Source organism: Mesorhizobium sp. WSM4815 (genome assembly GCF_055811575.1).
This window is the reverse complement of sequence record NZ_JBVVQS010000065.1, coordinates 17,305-33,013: the sequence shown is the minus strand read 5'-3', so window position 1 is coordinate 33,013 and position 15,709 is coordinate 17,305. Positions and strand designations below refer to the sequence as shown.

16 protein-coding genes are annotated in these 15,709 nt (G+C 63.2%); 6 read left to right on the top strand and 10 right to left on the bottom strand.

Going from position 1 to position 15,709, the window contains the following annotated elements:
• Nucleotides 1–114: 114 nt before the first annotated feature.
• On the bottom strand, nt 115–1,236 hold the full coding sequence (locus tag AC0L2B_RS01245) for a DUF2336 domain-containing protein (RefSeq protein ID WP_473743806.1): 1,122 nt from the start codon (nt 1,234–1,236) through the stop codon (nt 115–117).
• Nucleotides 1,237–1,473: 237 nt separating this feature from the next.
• Here AC0L2B_RS01245 and AC0L2B_RS01240 point away from each other — a divergent pair, with 237 nt between their 5' ends.
• Nucleotides 1,474–1,950, top strand: a complete 477-nt coding sequence (locus AC0L2B_RS01240; RefSeq protein ID WP_473743804.1) for a MaoC family dehydratase — start codon at nt 1,474–1,476, stop codon at nt 1,948–1,950.
• Nucleotides 1,951–1,953: 3 nt separating this feature from the next.
• On the top strand, nt 1,954–2,835 hold the full coding sequence (locus AC0L2B_RS01235) for an HpcH/HpaI aldolase/citrate lyase family protein (protein ID WP_473743802.1): 882 nt from the start codon (nt 1,954–1,956) through the stop codon (nt 2,833–2,835).
• A 12-nt stretch (nt 2,836–2,847) separates the two neighbouring features.
• On the opposite strand, the gene AC0L2B_RS01230 is transcribed toward AC0L2B_RS01235, so the two are convergent.
• Together AC0L2B_RS01230 and AC0L2B_RS01225 are read right to left on the bottom strand one after the other, a co-directional pair.
• Entirely contained in the window at nt 2,848–3,456 is a 609-nt protein-coding gene (locus AC0L2B_RS01230; protein WP_473743800.1) for a flavin reductase family protein, read from the bottom strand.
• Nucleotides 3,457–4,041, bottom strand: coding sequence for a nitroreductase family protein (locus tag AC0L2B_RS01225; RefSeq protein WP_473743797.1), 585 nt, complete (start codon nt 4,039–4,041; stop codon nt 3,457–3,459). It abuts the gene before it with no gap.
• A 155-nt stretch (nt 4,042–4,196) separates the two neighbouring features.
• Between AC0L2B_RS01225 and AC0L2B_RS01220 the strand changes: the two genes are divergently transcribed.
• Nucleotides 4,197–5,162: a hypothetical protein gene (locus tag AC0L2B_RS01220; protein ID WP_128168969.1), complete on the top strand. Its 966-nt coding sequence runs from the start codon at nt 4,197–4,199 to the stop codon at nt 5,160–5,162.
• Nucleotides 5,163–5,210: 48 nt separating this feature from the next.
• Here AC0L2B_RS01220 and AC0L2B_RS01215 read toward each other — a convergent pair whose 3' ends face one another.
• The 5 genes from AC0L2B_RS01215 to AC0L2B_RS01195 all read right to left on the bottom strand — a co-directional run bounded on the left by AC0L2B_RS01215 (nt 5,211) and on the right by AC0L2B_RS01195 (nt 10,187).
• On the bottom strand, nt 5,211–6,149 hold the full coding sequence (locus AC0L2B_RS01215) for a lysophospholipid acyltransferase family protein (RefSeq protein ID WP_473743796.1): 939 nt from the start codon (nt 6,147–6,149) through the stop codon (nt 5,211–5,213).
• A gap of 114 nt (nt 6,150–6,263) precedes the next feature.
• Complete coding sequence (gene thrS / locus AC0L2B_RS01210; RefSeq protein WP_473743795.1) at nt 6,264–8,240, bottom strand: threonine--tRNA ligase; 1,977 nt, start codon at nt 8,238–8,240, stop codon at nt 6,264–6,266.
• Between the two features lie 166 nt (nt 8,241–8,406).
• Nucleotides 8,407–9,231 carry a class D beta-lactamase gene (gene blaOXA / locus AC0L2B_RS01205; protein ID WP_473743794.1) on the bottom strand — a complete coding sequence of 275 codons (825 nt, stop codon included), beginning with the start codon at nt 9,229–9,231 and terminating at the stop codon, nt 8,407–8,409.
• Between the two features lie 124 nt (nt 9,232–9,355).
• Nucleotides 9,356–9,733, bottom strand: a complete 378-nt coding sequence (gene yidD / locus AC0L2B_RS01200; RefSeq protein WP_473743793.1) for a membrane protein insertion efficiency factor YidD — start codon at nt 9,731–9,733, stop codon at nt 9,356–9,358.
• 7 nt (nt 9,734–9,740) lie between these two features.
• Nucleotides 9,741–10,187, bottom strand: a complete 447-nt coding sequence (locus tag AC0L2B_RS01195) for an iron-sulfur cluster assembly scaffold protein (RefSeq protein WP_023801044.1) — start codon at nt 10,185–10,187, stop codon at nt 9,741–9,743.
• A 240-nt stretch (nt 10,188–10,427) separates the two neighbouring features.
• On the opposite strand from AC0L2B_RS01195, the gene folE reads away from it, so the two are divergent.
• The 3 genes from folE (at nt 10,428) to AC0L2B_RS01180 (ending at nt 12,725) form a co-directional block, all read left to right on the top strand.
• Nucleotides 10,428–11,063 carry a GTP cyclohydrolase I FolE gene (gene folE / locus AC0L2B_RS01190; RefSeq protein ID WP_023801043.1) on the top strand — a complete coding sequence of 212 codons (636 nt, stop codon included), beginning with the start codon at nt 10,428–10,430 and terminating at the stop codon, nt 11,061–11,063.
• A gap of 138 nt (nt 11,064–11,201) precedes the next feature.
• The gene (gene hisI / locus AC0L2B_RS01185) at nt 11,202–11,672 is read left to right on the top strand and encodes a phosphoribosyl-AMP cyclohydrolase (RefSeq protein ID WP_473743792.1); all 471 of its coding nucleotides are present in this window, start codon (nt 11,202–11,204) and stop codon (nt 11,670–11,672) included.
• A gap of 84 nt (nt 11,673–11,756) precedes the next feature.
• Entirely contained in the window at nt 11,757–12,725 is a 969-nt protein-coding gene (locus AC0L2B_RS01180) for a patatin family protein (RefSeq protein ID WP_023801041.1), read from the top strand.
• A gap of 45 nt (nt 12,726–12,770) precedes the next feature.
• Here AC0L2B_RS01180 and recJ read toward each other — a convergent pair whose 3' ends face one another.
• Both recJ and glpX read right to left on the bottom strand, forming a co-directional pair.
• Complete coding sequence (gene recJ, locus AC0L2B_RS01175; protein WP_473743791.1) at nt 12,771–14,555, bottom strand: single-stranded-DNA-specific exonuclease RecJ; 1,785 nt, start codon at nt 14,553–14,555, stop codon at nt 12,771–12,773.
• Nucleotides 14,556–14,617: 62 nt separating this feature from the next.
• Entirely contained in the window at nt 14,618–15,601 is a 984-nt protein-coding gene (gene glpX / locus AC0L2B_RS01170; RefSeq protein WP_473743790.1) for a class II fructose-bisphosphatase, read from the bottom strand.
• Between the last annotated feature and the right edge of the window lie 108 nt (nt 15,602–15,709).

Sequence of the window (15,709 nt, the reverse complement as noted above, 5' to 3'; positions counted from 1 at the left end):
GCGGTAAGGGACCGGCTCGTGTCAAAAGATTGCGACATGGGGCGCCTCCTTCTGATGGTGGTTTTGACAGCGCCGAAGGATGCCACACCCTCGCCGCTCGCCCCATAGCATCCACTAGGCCGCCGCGATCGCCAGCGCGTGACCGCGCGCGTTTTCGCGCAGCGCATCGAGGTGGATCGATTTGACCAATCCGGCGAGATCGCCTTCGGCGGACTGCCCGCCCAATTCCTTCAGCATCAGCCAGCTGACTTCCTGGACGCCGGCGAGGCGCTTGCCATTGGCGACCTCGCGCCAGACCTTCAGCGCGCGCAGGATGATGGCGTGCGTGGCCGCGGCCAGGCCAGCGCTGCGGAGCAGCGCCTGCAGCGCCACGTCGTGCCCGCCGGCCAGCAGCGCCCTCACCCGTTGTTCGGATTGCTGGCTGAGCGCGACCAGCGCCGAGCCGAAGAAATCGACCTTGCCGTGCGCGATGGTGCGAATGATGAAGCTTGCGGTCAGGTCGCCGCGCAGGCGCAGATGCTCGATGAGCGCCGCATGTTCTTCCTGGCGCGTGCCTTCGATCAGCGTCAGGGAAGCCTTGACGCAGGCGTCGCGCATGACGCGCTCGGTTCTGACACGGCCCATCAGTGCCAGGACCAGCGGCGAACCCTTGAGCGTTTCACCAAGTTTTATCAGCAGCATATGCCGGCAGTCAGCGGGCAGACGCGCATCCGATATCAGCGCTTCGCGCAGCGAAGGCAGATGGCCATGGCGTTCGGCGATACGGCGGAAGCTGAGCGAAGCGATGTCGGCGCCGCTGTTGGCGAGAAGCGTGGCGCAGGCTTCCGGCTCGCCGATTTCGGCGATCGCGGCGGCGACCGCCATGGAGACGCGCGGACGATCGGCGATCAGTTTCTGGATCGCCTTCTGGCCGCCGGCAACCCGGTCGATCAGATCGGCATCGGTAAGCAGCGGCGAACGTGCCAGCACCAGGCTGGCGACTTCCGGCTGATCGGACGCCAGCGCGCTGATGATCTGCAGCGGCGCGTGATGGCTCATCGACAGCGCCTCTGCCATCACCAGCCGCACTTTCGACGAGGCATCGTCGAGCAGCAGCGTCAGCGCCGCCTCCGCCGCGCAGCGATCCTCGAAAGGCAGTTCGGCATTGATGTAGGCGCGAGCCAATGCGCTTGCTGCCGCGGCGCGCTCAGAGACCCTTGCCGTATGAATCCATTTCAGGAAATGCGAAACAACCATGCCGTCCGCTATGCCCCTAGCCCGAGTCCGTTCCCGCCCCAGTGAAGACCGTAGGCAGAAATGGTTTACGAACGGTTCACCATCTTTGTTAACTGCCCCTCTTTGTTAACTGGCTTGCGAGCGCGGTAGGCAGCGCCTATCAACCCTTGGAGCGACTTGCGCGCTTTCGGACGCACAAAGCACGCTAACACTTTGAAGCATCGTGCTTTCCAAAAATCGATTCCGATTTTCGGGGCGATGCGGCGGCGGAGGAGATCGACCATGGCCGGGCTTTATCTGGAAGAGTTCGTCGTCGGCCACGTCTTCCAGCACACGCTGCGGAAAACCGTCACCGAAAGCGACAACATGCTGTTCTCGGTAATGACGCTGAACCCGCAGCCGCTGCACATCGATTTCGATTTCGCCGCCAAAAGCGAATGGGGCAAGCCGCTGGTCAATTCGCTGTTCACGCTGGGCCTGATGATCGGTATTTCGGTGAACGACATCACCGTCGGCACCACCGTCGCCAATCTCGGCATGAAGGAAACGGTGTTTCCGCATCCGGTCTTCCACGGCGACACCATCCGCGTCGAGACGACGGTGGTGTCGGTGCGCGACTCCAGGTCGAAGCCGGACCGCGGCATCGTCGAATTCGAGCACCGCGCCTACAACCAGGATGACGTGCTCGTCGCCAAATGCACGAGGCAGGCGATGATGATGAAGAAGGCGGCGTGACCGATGCGCTCGCTGCTGTTCGTTCCCGGCGATTCGGAAAAGAAGCTGGAAAAGGCGATTGGCGCCGGCGCCGACGTGGTCATCGTCGATCTCGAGGATTCGGTCGCGCCACAAAACAAACCCTTGGCCCGCGATATCGCCGCACGCTTCATCACCGGACATGGGCATCAAACCAGATCCGCAATCTATGTCCGCATCAACGATCTCTCGACAGGCCTGGCGGATGACGATCTGGCGGCACTCGTGCCAGTGAAACCTGACGGCATCATGCTGCCGAAGTCGAACAGCGGACAGGATGTCCAGCAGCTCTCGGCCAAGCTCAGGGTGCACGAGGCCGAAAGCGGGGTGCCGGACGGTGCCATAAGAATTCTGCCGATCATCACCGAAACGGCTGCCGGCGTGCTGGCGGCCGCGAGCTACGCCAACGCAAGTGCGCGGCTTGTCGGCGTGACGTGGGGTGCGGAAGATCTCTCGGCAGCAATCGGCGCGCGCACGGCGCGCGACGAGAATGGCCGCTACACCGATGTGTTCCGCTTCGCCCGCACCATGACCATCGTCGCCGCCGGTGCCGCGGAAGTCGCGGCGATCGACACGGTTTTTCCCGGTTTCCGTGACATGGCCGGCTTCGCGGCGGAATGCGCCGAGGCAGAGCGCGACGGCTTCACCGGCAAGATGGCGATCCATCCGGCGCAGGTGCCTGTCATCAACGCCGCCTTCACGCCGTCGACCGAGGCGGTGAAACACTCCCTGGCCATCGTCCAGGCATTCGAGGCGGCTGGAAATCCCGGCGTCGTCGGCATCGGCGGCAAGATGTACGACCGGCCGCATCTCAAGCTGGCAGAGCGGCTTCTGGCACGCGCCAGGGCGGCAGGGATTTCGGCCTAAAATTTTCCCAGCCTAGTCTTTTCCCCAATGAGGCCGGCGCATCGAGAAGATCTCGCTGACGCTGGCATAATCCATATAGCCGAGACGGCCGACATTGCCGGCCCTGACGATATCGAAGATGCCGTCTTTCAGGAAGGCATCGTCGATATGCACACCGACGACTTCGCCGGCGACGACGATGGCGCCGGTCGGTGTCCCGTCCAGCGCCTTTGGACGCATGATCTCCGTCACCCGGCATTCAAGCGCCGCGGGCGCCGCCGCCACGCGGGGTGGCGCAACCAGCTGCGACGGCGCCATGGCGAGATCGGCATAGTCGAATTCGGTGACGCCGCGCGGCGCATCGACTGCGGTGCGGACCATTTTTTCAGCGAGATCGCGGCTGACGAGATTGGCGACGAACTCGCCCGTTTCTTCGGCGAAGGTGGCGCTGTCCTTCTCGCCTTCGGACGAAAACCAGACGATGAAGGGCCGCGTCGAAAACGCATTGAAGAAGGAATAGGGGGCGAGGTTGACCTCGCCGGCCTTGTTCACCGTCGAGATCCAGCCGATCGGCCGTGGCGCCACGATCGCCTTGGACGGGTCATGCGGCAGCCCGTGGCCTTTAGACGGCTCGTAGAACATTCAGCCCACCCATGGCCCTTCATAATCGCCATAGAGCTTTGCCGGATCCGGCCGCGGCCGCTCCGGCGCCGGCCCTTGGTAGGTGCCGATATGGATGAAGCCGACCACCCGCTCATGCGGCGCAAGCCCCAGGATCGCCCTCCCCTCCGGCACGTCGGAATACCAGTTGCTGATCATGTTGGTGCCATAGCCCAGCGCATTGGCTGATAGCATCAGGTTCATCGCCGCCATGCCGCCGGACAGGAACATCTCCCATTGCGGGATTTTTGGGTTCTCCTTCGGGCTCGACACCACGCCGATCACCAGCGGCGCGCGCGAAAAACGCGCCAGTTCCTGGTTATGGCGGCCTTCCGGCAGCGGCCCTTCGCGCTGTGCGGCAAGGGCTGCCAGCTTCTTGCCGATCTCGACGCGCGCCTCGCCCCGGTAGAGGATGAAGCGCCAGGGCTCGAGCCGGCCGTGGTCCGGCACCCGCGAGGCGGCTGCAATCATCGTCGCGATGTCAGCGTCGCTGGGCGCCGGTTCCTTCAACTCCGGGATCGGCGCGGAATTTCGGGTCAGCAGAAAGTCGATGATCGGCGACGCCATGGGCGCAAGACTCCTTGGAATTTAAGCTGAAGCGCACCATCGGGGCATCGGGCGGCTCGGGCATTGGCGCGGCGCGCCGACAAAGAGCCTCTAGCAGAAGCTGATCAGACTCTTAAGCCTTGAAATTGCCACCGCCTTGGGCTTCAACGCAAGCCATGTTTGAGGGGACATTGCGACTTTTCCTGATCTGGCTCGCAGCCGCACTGTTGATGGTGCCGGTGTCGCTTGCCGTCGCGCAGGATGCGGACGGCCTCGGTGATCTGAAACTTCCCGGAATGTCGAACTATGCGCCCCCGAAAAGCGATGCACCGCTGGCAGCGGCGAGCAGCGGGGCGATCACGCTGTCGGCGCAATTGACCGACAAGGGCGCCGACATCACACGCGGCATCGTCTGGCGCGTCTTCAAGCCTGACGCCACCGGCGACGGCAAGCTGCCGATGGTCGCTTCCGCCCATGGCGGCAGCGCGGTGTTCCAGCTCGAGCCCGGCAGCTATCTGGTCCACGCCTCTTACGGCCGGGCCGGAGCCACCAAGCGCATCACCGTCGGCAAGGACGCCAAGCGCGAAAGCCTCGTGCTCGATGCCGGGGGACTCAAGCTCGACGCCGTGCTGTCAGGCGGGGTGCGCATTCCGCCGAAGAAATTGCGCTTTTCGATCTATGAAGGCCAGGCCGAGGCCAATCACGATCGCGCCCTGATCATACCCGACGTCGAGCCGAACAGCGTGGTGCGGCTGAACGCGGGCGTCTATCATGTCGTCTCGACCTATGGCTCGGTGAATGCGGTCATCCGCTCCGACATCCGCGTCGAGGCCGGCAAGCTGACCGAAGCGGCCGTCGAGCATCGTGCGGCGGAGATGACCATGAAGCTGGTGCGCGAGCCGGGTGGAGAGGCGATCGCCGACACCTCCTGGTCGTTGCTCAACGAATCCGGCGACCCCATCCAGGAAACCGTCGGCGCCTTTGCTTCGATGGTGCTTGCCGAGGGCGACTACACCATCATCGCCAAGAACCGCGACCGCATCTACCAGAAAGATTTTACGGTCGTGGCCGGGCAGAACCAGGAAATCCAGGTTTTGGCCACGGAGGCCTCGGCGATCGATCCTCAGGAAGGCGCGGACTAGACGTCCGAACCCTGTGCGGGAACCGGTCCAGCAGCGTATGATTGCCGATCAAGCCGCGTTACGCATGCGTTGCGGCAGAAACTGGCCGCGGCCGCGCGGTTCGGCCGGAGCCAGATCGAAGACAGCCCGGTAAAGCCGCTCGAGCAAAGCCTTGCGGTCGCCCACCTGCTCCAGTTCGTTCCATCCCAGCACGTCGCCGACGCGCACGTCGATCGATTTGCCGGACAGCCGACCGAATTCGTGGATGAGCAGCGAAGTACGCAGCGTCAGCGAAGCCCTGCCGACGAACTTCGCGACGCGCCCGTCACGCTCGGCCAGGTTCATGGGTCCGCTGACCAGGTGGAACAGCCGCCCGTTCTGGCCGGAAAAGTGCATTGGGACAACCAACGCCTTGGCATCCCTAACGAGACGGGCCGGAAACATCTTCCACGGCAGGTCGCGCGCCCGGCCAAAACCTTTCGGCGCGGTGGCGACGCCGCCCGCGGGGAAGACGACGATGATGACGCCGTCTTTCAGCAGCCGCACCGCCTCATGGCGCACCGCCATGTTGTTCCTGAGCGCGTCCTTGGTCTCGGAAAAGTCGATCGGCAGCGAATAGGGCTCCATCTCGCGGATCTTGAGCAGATCCTTGTGGATCATGACACGGAACGGGCGCTGAAGCTGCTCGGCCAGCGACAGCACCGCAATGCCGTCGCCGATGCCGAACGGGTGGTTGGCGACGATCACCAGCGGCGTGTCAGGCAATTTTTCCGGCGGCCATTGGCCGGTGGTCCGCACCCTGACATCGATCAGCTCCAGCATGCGGCTGAACACGCGCTCGCCGCTCGGCGCCACATGGCGGCGCCAAAAGTCATAGAGCGCCGCGAAGCGATCGCGGCCGGACAGGCCTTCGATGGAGTGGATGAACCAGCGCGTCAATGCCGGCTGATGCGGGCTGGCATAGGAGAGCTCCGGAAACGGTCTTTCGCGCATCTTCAGCTTGAGCATGAGGCTCGTTACGAGGCTGGCGTGACAAGCGTATGAAACCGGGCATGTGGAATAGCGGGCATGTGAATGGCGGTGGATCGCTCCACCGCCATTTCATCGACAATCCGGCTGAACTCAGGCCACTCGTTTGCGCCTGCGGTCGGGCGTCACCGCCTCTTCGGCAAGCAGCGCCACTGCCTGGCCAAGGCCAAGCGACTCCTGGTCGCGCGAGCCGAGCCGACGGATGTTGACCGTCTCTTCCTCCGCCTCGCGCTTGCCGCAGACGAGGATCACCGGAACCTTGCCCAGGCTGTGCTCGCGGACCTTGTAGTTGATCTTCTCGTTGCGAAGATCGGCTTCCGCCAACAGTCCGGCCGCCTTCAGCTGCGCGACGACCTTTTGCGCGTAGTCGTCGGCATCGGAGGTGATCGTTGCAACCACCACTTGCAGCGGCGCGAACCACAGCGGGAAATGGCCGGAATAGTTCTCGATCAGGATGCCGAGGAAGCGCTCCATCGAACCGCAGATGGCGCGATGCACCATCACCGGCTGCTTTTTTTCCGAATCCGAGCCGATGTAGAAGGCGCCGAACCGTTCCGGCAGGTTGAAATCGACCTGCGTGGTCCCGCATTGCCAATCGCGGCCGATGGCGTCCTTCAGCACATATTCGAATTTTGGCCCGTAGAACGTGCCCTCGCCCGGATTGACGCCGGTCTTGATCCGGTTGCCCGACCGAGCTGCGATCTTGTCGAGCACGTCCTGCAGCACGCCCTCGGCATGATCCCACATCGCGTCGGTGCCGACCCGTTTTTCGGGACGCGTCGCCAGCTTGACGGTGATTTCGTCGAAGCCGAAATCGGCATAGGTCGACAGGATCAGGTCGTTGATCTTGATGCACTCGTCGGCGAGCTGTTCCTCGGTGCAGAAGATGTGGGCATCGTCCTGGGTAAAGCCGCGCACGCGCATCAGCCCATGCAGCGCGCCGGATGGCTCGTAGCGATGCACATTGCCGAATTCCGCAAGTTTTACCGGCAGATCGCGGTAGGACTTCAGACCGTGCTTGAAGATCTGGACGTGGCCGGGGCAGTTCATCGGCTTCAGTGCAAACATCCGGTCGTCGTCGGTGTCGTCGCCGGCAACCGTCACCTTGAACATATTGTCCCGGTACCAGCCCCAGTGACCTGACGTCTCCCACAGACTCTTGTCGAGCACTTGCGGCGCGTTGACTTCCTGATAGCCCTGCTCGTCGAGGCGCCGGCGCATGTAGTTGACCAGGTTCTGGAACAGTCTCCAGCCCTTGGCATGCCAAAAGACGACGCCCGGCCCCTCCTCCTGGAAATGGAACAGGTCCATCTCGCGGCCGAGCTTCCTGTGGTCGCGCTTTTCGGCTTCCTCCAGCATGGTCTGATAGGCATCGAGTTGCGCCTGATCGGCCCAGGCCGTGCCGTAGATGCGGGTCAGCATCGGGTTGTTCGAATCGCCGCGCCAATAGGCACCGGCCACCTTCATCAGCTTGAAGGCGCTGCCGATCTGTCCGGTCGAGACCATATGCGGGCCGCGGCAGAGGTCGAACCAATCGCCCTGCGCATAGATTTTTAGGTCCTGATCTTCGGGAATGGCGTCGATCAGTTCCAGCTTGTAGCGCTCGCCCTTGTCGGCAAAGATCTTTTTCGCCTTCTCGCGCGACCAGACCTCTTTGGTGAACGGCTTGTTGCGCGCGATGATCTCGCGCATCTTCTTCTCGATCACCGGGAAATCATCGGGCGTGAACGGCTCGTTGCGGGCAAAATCATAGTAGAATCCGTTCTCGATCACCGGGCCGATGGTCACCTGCGTGCCCGGCCACAATTCCTGCACGGCTTCGGCTAGCACGTGCGCTGCGTCATGTCGGATGAGCTCCAGTGCGCGCGGGTCTTCGCGGGTGATGATCTCAACCTTGCCGGATTTGCCGAGCGGGTCGGAAAGATCGCGCACCACGCCATCGATCGAGTAGGCGACCGCCTTCCTCGCCAGCGACTTCGAGATCGATTCCGCCAGGCCGGCGCCGGTCATCGCCGCTTCGTAGTCGCGGACGGAGCCATCGGGAAATGTCAGGGAAACGGAATTCAGCATAAAATTCTCCTATCCAGTCCCGCAAACGAGCGCGGGTGGTGAAATGCATGTCGCCCAAAAGTGTGCAGCGGTTTTTGGCCGACGACATGCATAAAGTAAAAAGCCGGATGCGTCCGGCGGCAGTCTTTTATGGGCAGATTTTCGTGCCGTAAAGGCGAATGGCCAATCACTTGCTCCTGTCGACGAGATTCGGCAGCTCTTTCAGGAACATCGTCCGCGTCTGAGGACCCTTCGGCGTATCGGAACGTTTCGTATCGATTACCAGGCGGGCAAAGACGATGCTGCGCGCATCCTTGTTCGCCCAGCCGACAAACCAGCCAAGCCAGCGCTTGTCGGCGCCGTCGCCAAGCCGTGTGGTCCCGGTCTTGCCCTGCACCGTCCAGCCACCTGACCGGAAGGTCGGCAAGATCGCTTTGGTCATCGCGTGGGCTTTGGCCGAAACCGGCAGTTCGCCGGCAAGCAGCCGGCGCATGAAATTCACCTGTTCGACCGGCGATATCTCAAGCGAAGAATTCACCCAGGACCGGGTGAGGCCATCATTCTTGCCGGCAGTGCCGGCAACATCGGTGTTGCCGTAGTCGAATTTCGAGACATAGCCGGCAAACCGCTCGTTGCCGAGCCGGCGGGTGATTTCCTGCGAAAACCACAGCACCGAATCCTTTTCCCAGATCGTCGGGTCTACGGTTTTCTGGTCCCGCTTGACCGCCTTGAACTCGGGCTTGTAGTCCCAAGCCGGCGTGTGCTCGTCGCTCAGGATTCCCGAATCATAGCCGATCAGGGCCAATGGGACCTTGAAAGTCGAGGCGGGGCTGAAGCGCTGGTCGCAGACCCCGTCCCGATACAGCGTTTCACCGCTTGCAGCATCCAGGATCAGCGTGCATTCGACCTTTCCCAGCGGCGCCGATTGTGCGCGGATCGGAAAACCCAAAAACCAGGCCAGAAGGTAGATAACCACGGCGAAAACGAATGGACGGCGGTCTATCTGGCGCATTGGCAATCTCTCCTGATGGCTATCAGGAGCGGCTTAGCGAGGCGGCTTGTCTCGATTTTGTCTTAACTGGGCAACGTGCGGTTAACCCTAGCAAATCGTAAAGATCCTGCTCTGTTTGCAGAGCTTACGCCCCACCGGCATCGGGTTCCGGATCACTGCGCTTCTTTCCGATCCGCCAGTACCGCCAGGGCGTGAACCAGACATAGCGCTCGGCCAGCACCTCCGGCACCCGGTCGATGCCATGCGTTCCGCCCGGCCCGCAGCGCAGCACGCGGAAAAAACCCAGCCAGCCGCCGGCCCATAGCCCATGGCGGGCGATCGCTTCGTGCGCGTATTCGGAGCAGGTCGGCAAATGCCGACAGGAATTGCCGACAAAGCCGGACAGCGTCAGCTGGTAGAAGCGCACGAGTGAGGTGCCGAGGATTCGGCCGGGCGTCTTGCGCCAGGGGCCCGGCCAGTTGCGTGTATATCGCGGCCTCTGATGCGTGTGATCCGTCGCCATTTGACGGCTACGCCGCCTGTTCGGCGCGCTTCTTCTCGATCTGGCCGATCGCGTCGACCACCGCATCGAAGGTCAGCATGGTCGAGGCATGGCGCGCCTTGTAGTCACGCACCGGCTCGAGATATCTGAGATCGGCGAAGCGGCCTTGCGGCGGTGCGCCGTTTTCCTTCAGCATCTTCAGCATCGTCTCGCGAACGCTGCGCAACTCATCCGCGCTGGCGCCGACGACATGCTGCGCCATGATCGAGGACGACGCCTGGCCAAGCGCGCAGGCTTTGACGTCATGGGCGAAATCGGTGACGATACCGTCATCCATCTTCAGATCGACGGTCACCGTCGAGCCGCACAGCTTGGAATGCGCGCGCGCGGTTGCATCGGGATGGTCGAGCCGGCCGATCCGCGCGATATTCCCGGCAAATCCCAGAATTTTCGCATTGTAGACGTCGTCGATCATATTTTTCCAATCCGTCGCCGCCGAGCGAACAGCGATTGCCGCAGACGGCCTTCCTTTCGCTCGCAACGATCATATATAATGCTGGTACTCGGGTATGGACAAGGCGACCAACGACCGCGTCCCTGCTCAATTCACTTCACGCCGCTTACGGGCTGGAAACAGGGCACGTTTCTAACACCCGAAAGGTCGTGGTCCGTTCAACTCGTTCCTCCTGAGAGGGGAACTACGGGAGACGCCTTTATGGATGCCGTCATCAAGAAATTCATGCCCCCTTCCGCCTATATGGAAAAGCCGGTCACCGATCGGCCGACCGAAGCCGAAGCCGAGGCCGCGGTTCGCACGCTGTTGCGCTGGACCGGCGACAATCCGGACCGGGAGGGCCTGGTCGATACGCCAAAGCGTGTGGTGAAGGCCTATCGCGAAATGTTCGGCGGTTACGACAAATGCCCGGCCGAAGAACTCGGCCGCACCTTCGAGGAGGTCGCCGGCTATGACGATCTTGTTCTCGTCAAGGATATAACGTTCCATTCGCATTGCGAGCACCACATGGTGCCGATCATCGGCAAAGCGCATGTCGGCTATCTGCCGGACGGCAAGGTCGTCGGCCTGTCCAAGATCGCCCGCGTCGTCGATATCTTTGCCCAGCGCCTGCAGACCCAGGAAGCGATGACCGCACAGATCGCCGGCGTCATCCAGGATGTGCTCAATCCGCGCGGCGTCGCCGTCATGCTCGAAGCCGAGCATATGTGCATGGCGATGCGCGGCATCCGCAAGGAAGGCTCCACGACGCTGACCTCGACCTTCACCGGCGTCTTCAAGGACACGCCCGAGGAACAGGTCCGTTTCGTCACCATGGTGCGCGGCGGCAGGGGCTGAACGAGCCTCGCCGGCCGCCAGCCATGGTCGCGAGAAATGAGAACCGGTTCTCGGATCAGATCATGGCCAAACAACAAGACAGAGCCTCGCCCGTTCCGATCCGATCGTGCTCGGCGAGGCTCTGAACAAGGACCGGCGATGTCGGCAGTGGAATTTCCGAAAGCTCCATCAGACAAGAAAGCACTGGAAGAAAGCACGGTCTTTTCGCCGCGCTTCGATGCCGGCGGCCTGATCACCGTCGTCGTCACCGATGCCGAAGACGGCATGCTGCTGATGGTCGCGCATATGAACGCCGAGGCGCTGGCGCTGACGCTGGAAACCGGCATCGCCCACTACTGGTCGCGCTCGCGCAGCGCTCTGTGGAAGAAGGGCGAAACATCCGGGAATGTCCAGAAAATCGTCGAGATGCTCACGGATTGTGACCAGGACGCAATATGGCTGCGCGTCAAAGTGATGGGCCACGACGCAACCTGCCACACCGGCCGGCGTTCCTGCTTTTATCGGACGGTGGGACTGATCGACGGCAAGGGGACGCTTGCCAACGATGGCAGCAAGCCGCTGTTCGATACGCAAGAAACGTATCGAAAGCCTCATGAACCATCTATTTGAACCATTCGCCGAACTGCAATCACGTATATTCATGATTTCGATACGGCCTGCCGATAATTTAGCCGCGGGACAAGGGAGATTGTGATGCTCGAATGGGCGTCATTGCATAACAGACCAGACGTTCGGGAGGCCAATGGCCTGTCATCGTCCGCCGGTGCATCCGAAAAGAGCCCCGCCAGGAAAACAGGCATTTCGCTGGCGCTGGGCGGCGGCTGCGCGCGTGGCTGGGCCCATATCGGCGTGCTGCGCGCGCTCGACGAAGCCGGCATCGAAGTGTCGATGATCGCCGGCACTTCGATCGGCGCGCTGGTCGGCGGCTGTTACCTTGCCGGCAAGCTGGATGAGCTGGAAGAATTCGCCAGAAGCCTGACCAAGCGGCGCATTTTTGGTCTTCTCGATCTCAACCTGCGCGGCAGCGGACTGTTCGGCGGCATGAAGCTCGATGCACGGCTGCGCGAGCACATGGCCGGCATCCGTTTCGAGGATCTGCCAAAACCTTTCGTCTGCGTCACCACGGAGATCCGCACCGGCCATGAAATCTGGCTGTCGGGCGGCTCGCTGATCACCGCCATGCGCGCCTCCTACGCCCTGCCCGGCGTATTCGAACCGGTCAGTTGCAACGGGCGCGTTCTGGTCGACGGCGCGCTGGTCAATCCGGTCCCGGTCTCGGTCTGCCGCGCCTACGAGCAGCCGCTCGTGGTCGCGGTGAACCTTCACTACGATCTGTTCGGCCGCGCCGCCGTCATCAAGCACAGCGCCGGCGAACTGGTCGTCGAGAAGGACGCGCCAAGGCCCGGCCTGATCGACACAGGGCACCAGTACCAGACACGGCTCGGCATCACCGGGGTTATGGTCGAAGCCTTCAACATCATCCAGGATCGCATTTCGCGGGCGCGTCTTGCCGGCGACCCGCCTGATATGTCGCTGCAGCCAAAACTCAGCCATATCGGCCTGACCGAATTCCATCGCGCCGACGAGGCGATCCGCATCGGCTATCAGGTGACGATGGCGCAGATCGACGAGTTGGCCCGCCTGCAGGCGGTTCTCGCCTAAAGCGCGATCCGAACTGAAGGTCCGCGCAGAAAACGGAAGCTATCCTCAGGCGCGTGCAGCATCGACGATGCGGAACTGCACCGTGCGGTTGCCGTTCCAGTGATTGCCCGACAGCGAACCGGCGACATGCACCGGCTTGCCCCTGTTCTTGAACAGGAATTCGCCGAGCGCCGTATCGACGGCGCGAAACGCGATCGCCTGGATGCGGCCGCCGCTTTCCGACTGCAACTCGGCGCGGATGTGATTGGTGCCGACCGGCCTCGCATCGGCAAGGCGATGGCGCGGCAGCGCGAAGACCGGTGCGACATGCCCGGCGCCGAACGGGCCGGCTTTCTCCAGTGCATCGAGCAGGCCAAGCGTCGCGCCTTCGGCGGCCAGCGCGCCGTCGATCGCCAGGCTTTCCTCGCCTTGCAGCCGGAACACCTCGGCCGCCGCTCGTTCCTCGAAGAAGGCCCTGAGCGCGCCAAGTTTCGCCCGCTCCACCGTGATGCCGGCCGCCATGCCATGGCCGCCGCCCTTGACGATCAGCCCGGCAATCGCCGCCTCGCGCACCAGCCGGCCAAGATCGAAGCCCGACACCGAACGGCCGGACCCGGTGCCGACACCATTGGCGTTGAAGGCGATGGCGAAAGCCGGCCGGCGCGCATGGTCCTTGAGCCGCGAGGCCAGCAGGCCGACGATGCCCGGATGCCAGTTGGAGCTGGCGGTGACGACGATGGCCGGGCCATTGCCGCCGGCAAGCTCGGCATCGGCCTCGACGCGCGCCGCGGCCAGCATTTCCAGTTCCATCTGCTGCCGCTCCTGATTGAGCCGGTCCAGCGTCTCGGCGATGGTGCGGGCCTCGACGGGATCGTCGGTGGCGAGCATGCGGCTGCCGAGTGCTGCGTCGCCGATGCGCCCACCGGCATTGATGCGCGGGCCGATCAGATAGGCCAGATGAAAGGTGCTGACCGGCTCGCCGATGCGCGAGACCCGCGCCATCGCCGCCAATCCTTCGTTCCTCTGCTGGCGTGCGATCTGCAGTCCCTTGACCACGAAGGCGCGGTTGACGCCGGTCAGCGGCACCACGTCGCAAACGGTGGCCAGCGCAACGAGGTCGAGCAGGCCGAGCAGGTCCGGCGGTGCGTCATCGGGCAACCGGCCGCGCAGGATCCTCGCCGTCTGCACCAGCGCCAGGAAGACGACGCCGGCGGCACAAAGATGGCCCTGCCCCGAAAGGTCGTCCTCGCGATTGGGATTGACGACCGCAACCGCTGCCGGCAACGGACCGCCGAGCTGGTGGTGGTCGAGCACCACGACATCGGCGCCGGCAGCGTTCGCCGCGTCGATGGATACGGCGCTGTTGGTGCCGCAGTCGACGGTGACGATCAGCGTCGCGCCGCGCGAGACGAGTTCGCGCATCGCTTCCGGATTGGGGCCGTACCCTTCGAAGATACGGTCCGGTATGTAGATCTCCGCAGGCACCGAGAACTGCGTGAGGAACCGCTTGAGCAGCGCCGACGAGGCGGCGCCGTCGACATCGTAGTCGCCGAAGATCGCCACCTTTTCCCTGGCAACGACTGCCCCGGCGATGCGGGCGGCGGCCTTGTCCATGTCGGTCAGCGACGCCGGGTCCGGCAAAAGATCGCGGATGGTCGGATCCAGGAACCGCTCGGTCTGCTCGGCGGTCACGCCGCGCCCGGCAAGCACGCGCGCAACGATGTCCGGCACGCCATAGCCTTGCGCTATGGCAAGCGCGGTCATGTCCTGCCGCTCGGTCAACCGGTGCTCCCAGGAAACACCTGATGCCGACTGCCTGACATCGAGGAAGATACGGTTTTCGCCCGTCATGCGACGCGCCGTCTGCGGATTGTCATTGCTCACAATATGCGACGGCAAGCCCGAGTCGGGAATCAAAACTTTTCCAGATCCTGGTGCCTGGCCTTGATCTCGCGCACGGTGCGCGACGACGAGCGCAGCACGATCGTATGTGTGGTGATAAAATTGCGGCCGAACTTGACGCCGGCCAGCATGTTGCCGTCGGTCACGCCGGTTGCCGCGAACAGCACGTCGCCGCGCGCCATGTCTTGCGCGCGGTAGACCCGCTTCGGATCGAGGATGCCCATCTTCGCCGCGCGCGCCAGCTTTTGCGGCGTGTCGAGGATCAGCCTTCCCTGCATCTGGCCGCCGGTGCAACGCAACGCTGCCGCCGCCAGCACACCCTCCGGCGCGCCGCCGGTGCCGAGATAGATGTCGATGCCGGTTTCGTCCGGATCGGTGGTATGGATGACGCCGGCGACGTCACCATCGCCGATCAGCCGGATCGCAGCGCCCGTGGCGCGCACCGCCTCGATCAGCGCGCCATGGCGCGGCCGGTCAAGGATGCAGGCGGTGATCTCCGACACCGCCACGCCCTTGGCCCTGGCCAGGCTGGCGATGTTTTCGGCCGGCGCGGCATCGATGTCGATGACGCCGTCCGCATAACCCGGGCCAATGGCGATCTTGTCCATATAGACGTCGGGCGCGAACAGAAGGCTGCCCTTTTCCGCAATGGCGATGACCGCCAGTGCATTGGGCAGGTTCTTCGCGCAGATCGTCGTGCCTTCGAGCGGGTCGAGCGCAATATCGACCGCCGGGCCTTTGCCGGAACCGACCTCTTCGCCGATATAGAGCATCGGCGCCTCGTCGCGCTCGCCTTCGCCGATCACCACCGTGCCGCTGATGGCGAGGCGGTTGAGCTCTTCGCGCATCGCGTCGACCGCGACCTGGTCGGCGGCCTTTTCGTCGCCGCGTCCGCGCAATCTGGCTGCCGCAACGGCGGCGCGTTCGGTGACACGCACCAGTTCCATTGTGAGTATCCGGTCAAGGCCGGCGACGATGTTCTGGGCAACGTTCATCGGTGGACAATCCTCGTTGGCACATTGCCTCCCGCCAGAGGCGCGCCGGTTGTGTCAAAGCTCCATGACAACAGCAAGACCTCTGCGGGTCTTTTTTGAAAACACAAC

What these genes read in the sequence shown, in the direction of transcription:
- AC0L2B_RS01215 (WP_473743796.1), bottom strand. Translation starts at nt 6,149, where the DNA reads ATGCTCAAGCTGAAGATGCGCGAAAGACCGTTTCCGGAGCTCTCCTAT.
- glpX (WP_473743790.1), bottom strand. Translation starts at nt 15,601, where the DNA reads ATGAACGTTGCCCAGAACATCGTCGCCGGCCTTGACCGGATACTCACA.
- AC0L2B_RS01195 (WP_023801044.1), bottom strand. Translation starts at nt 10,187, where the DNA reads ATGATCGACGACGTCTACAATGCGAAAATTCTGGGATTTGCCGGGAAT.
- hisI (WP_473743792.1), top strand. Translation starts at nt 11,202, where the DNA reads ATGTCGGCAGTGGAATTTCCGAAAGCTCCATCAGACAAGAAAGCACTG.
- AC0L2B_RS01180 (WP_023801041.1), top strand. Translation starts at nt 11,757, where the DNA reads ATGCTCGAATGGGCGTCATTGCATAACAGACCAGACGTTCGGGAGGCC.
- AC0L2B_RS01245 (WP_473743806.1), bottom strand. Translation starts at nt 1,236, where the DNA reads ATGGTTGTTTCGCATTTCCTGAAATGGATTCATACGGCAAGGGTCTCT.
- AC0L2B_RS01225 (WP_473743797.1), bottom strand. Translation starts at nt 4,041, where the DNA reads ATGGCGTCGCCGATCATCGACTTTCTGCTGACCCGAAATTCCGCGCCG.
- AC0L2B_RS01240 (WP_473743804.1), top strand. Translation starts at nt 1,474, where the DNA reads ATGCGGCGGCGGAGGAGATCGACCATGGCCGGGCTTTATCTGGAAGAG.
- AC0L2B_RS01230 (WP_473743800.1), bottom strand. Translation starts at nt 3,456, where the DNA reads ATGTTCTACGAGCCGTCTAAAGGCCACGGGCTGCCGCATGACCCGTCC.
- AC0L2B_RS01220 (WP_128168969.1), top strand. Translation starts at nt 4,197, where the DNA reads ATGTTTGAGGGGACATTGCGACTTTTCCTGATCTGGCTCGCAGCCGCA.
- yidD (WP_473743793.1), bottom strand. Translation starts at nt 9,733, where the DNA reads ATGGCGACGGATCACACGCATCAGAGGCCGCGATATACACGCAACTGG.
- thrS (WP_473743795.1), bottom strand. Translation starts at nt 8,240, where the DNA reads ATGCTGAATTCCGTTTCCCTGACATTTCCCGATGGCTCCGTCCGCGAC.
- folE (WP_023801043.1), top strand. Translation starts at nt 10,428, where the DNA reads ATGGATGCCGTCATCAAGAAATTCATGCCCCCTTCCGCCTATATGGAA.
- blaOXA (WP_473743794.1), bottom strand. Translation starts at nt 9,231, where the DNA reads ATGCGCCAGATAGACCGCCGTCCATTCGTTTTCGCCGTGGTTATCTAC.
- recJ (WP_473743791.1), bottom strand. Translation starts at nt 14,555, where the DNA reads ATGACGGGCGAAAACCGTATCTTCCTCGATGTCAGGCAGTCGGCATCA.
- AC0L2B_RS01235 (WP_473743802.1), top strand. Translation starts at nt 1,954, where the DNA reads ATGCGCTCGCTGCTGTTCGTTCCCGGCGATTCGGAAAAGAAGCTGGAA.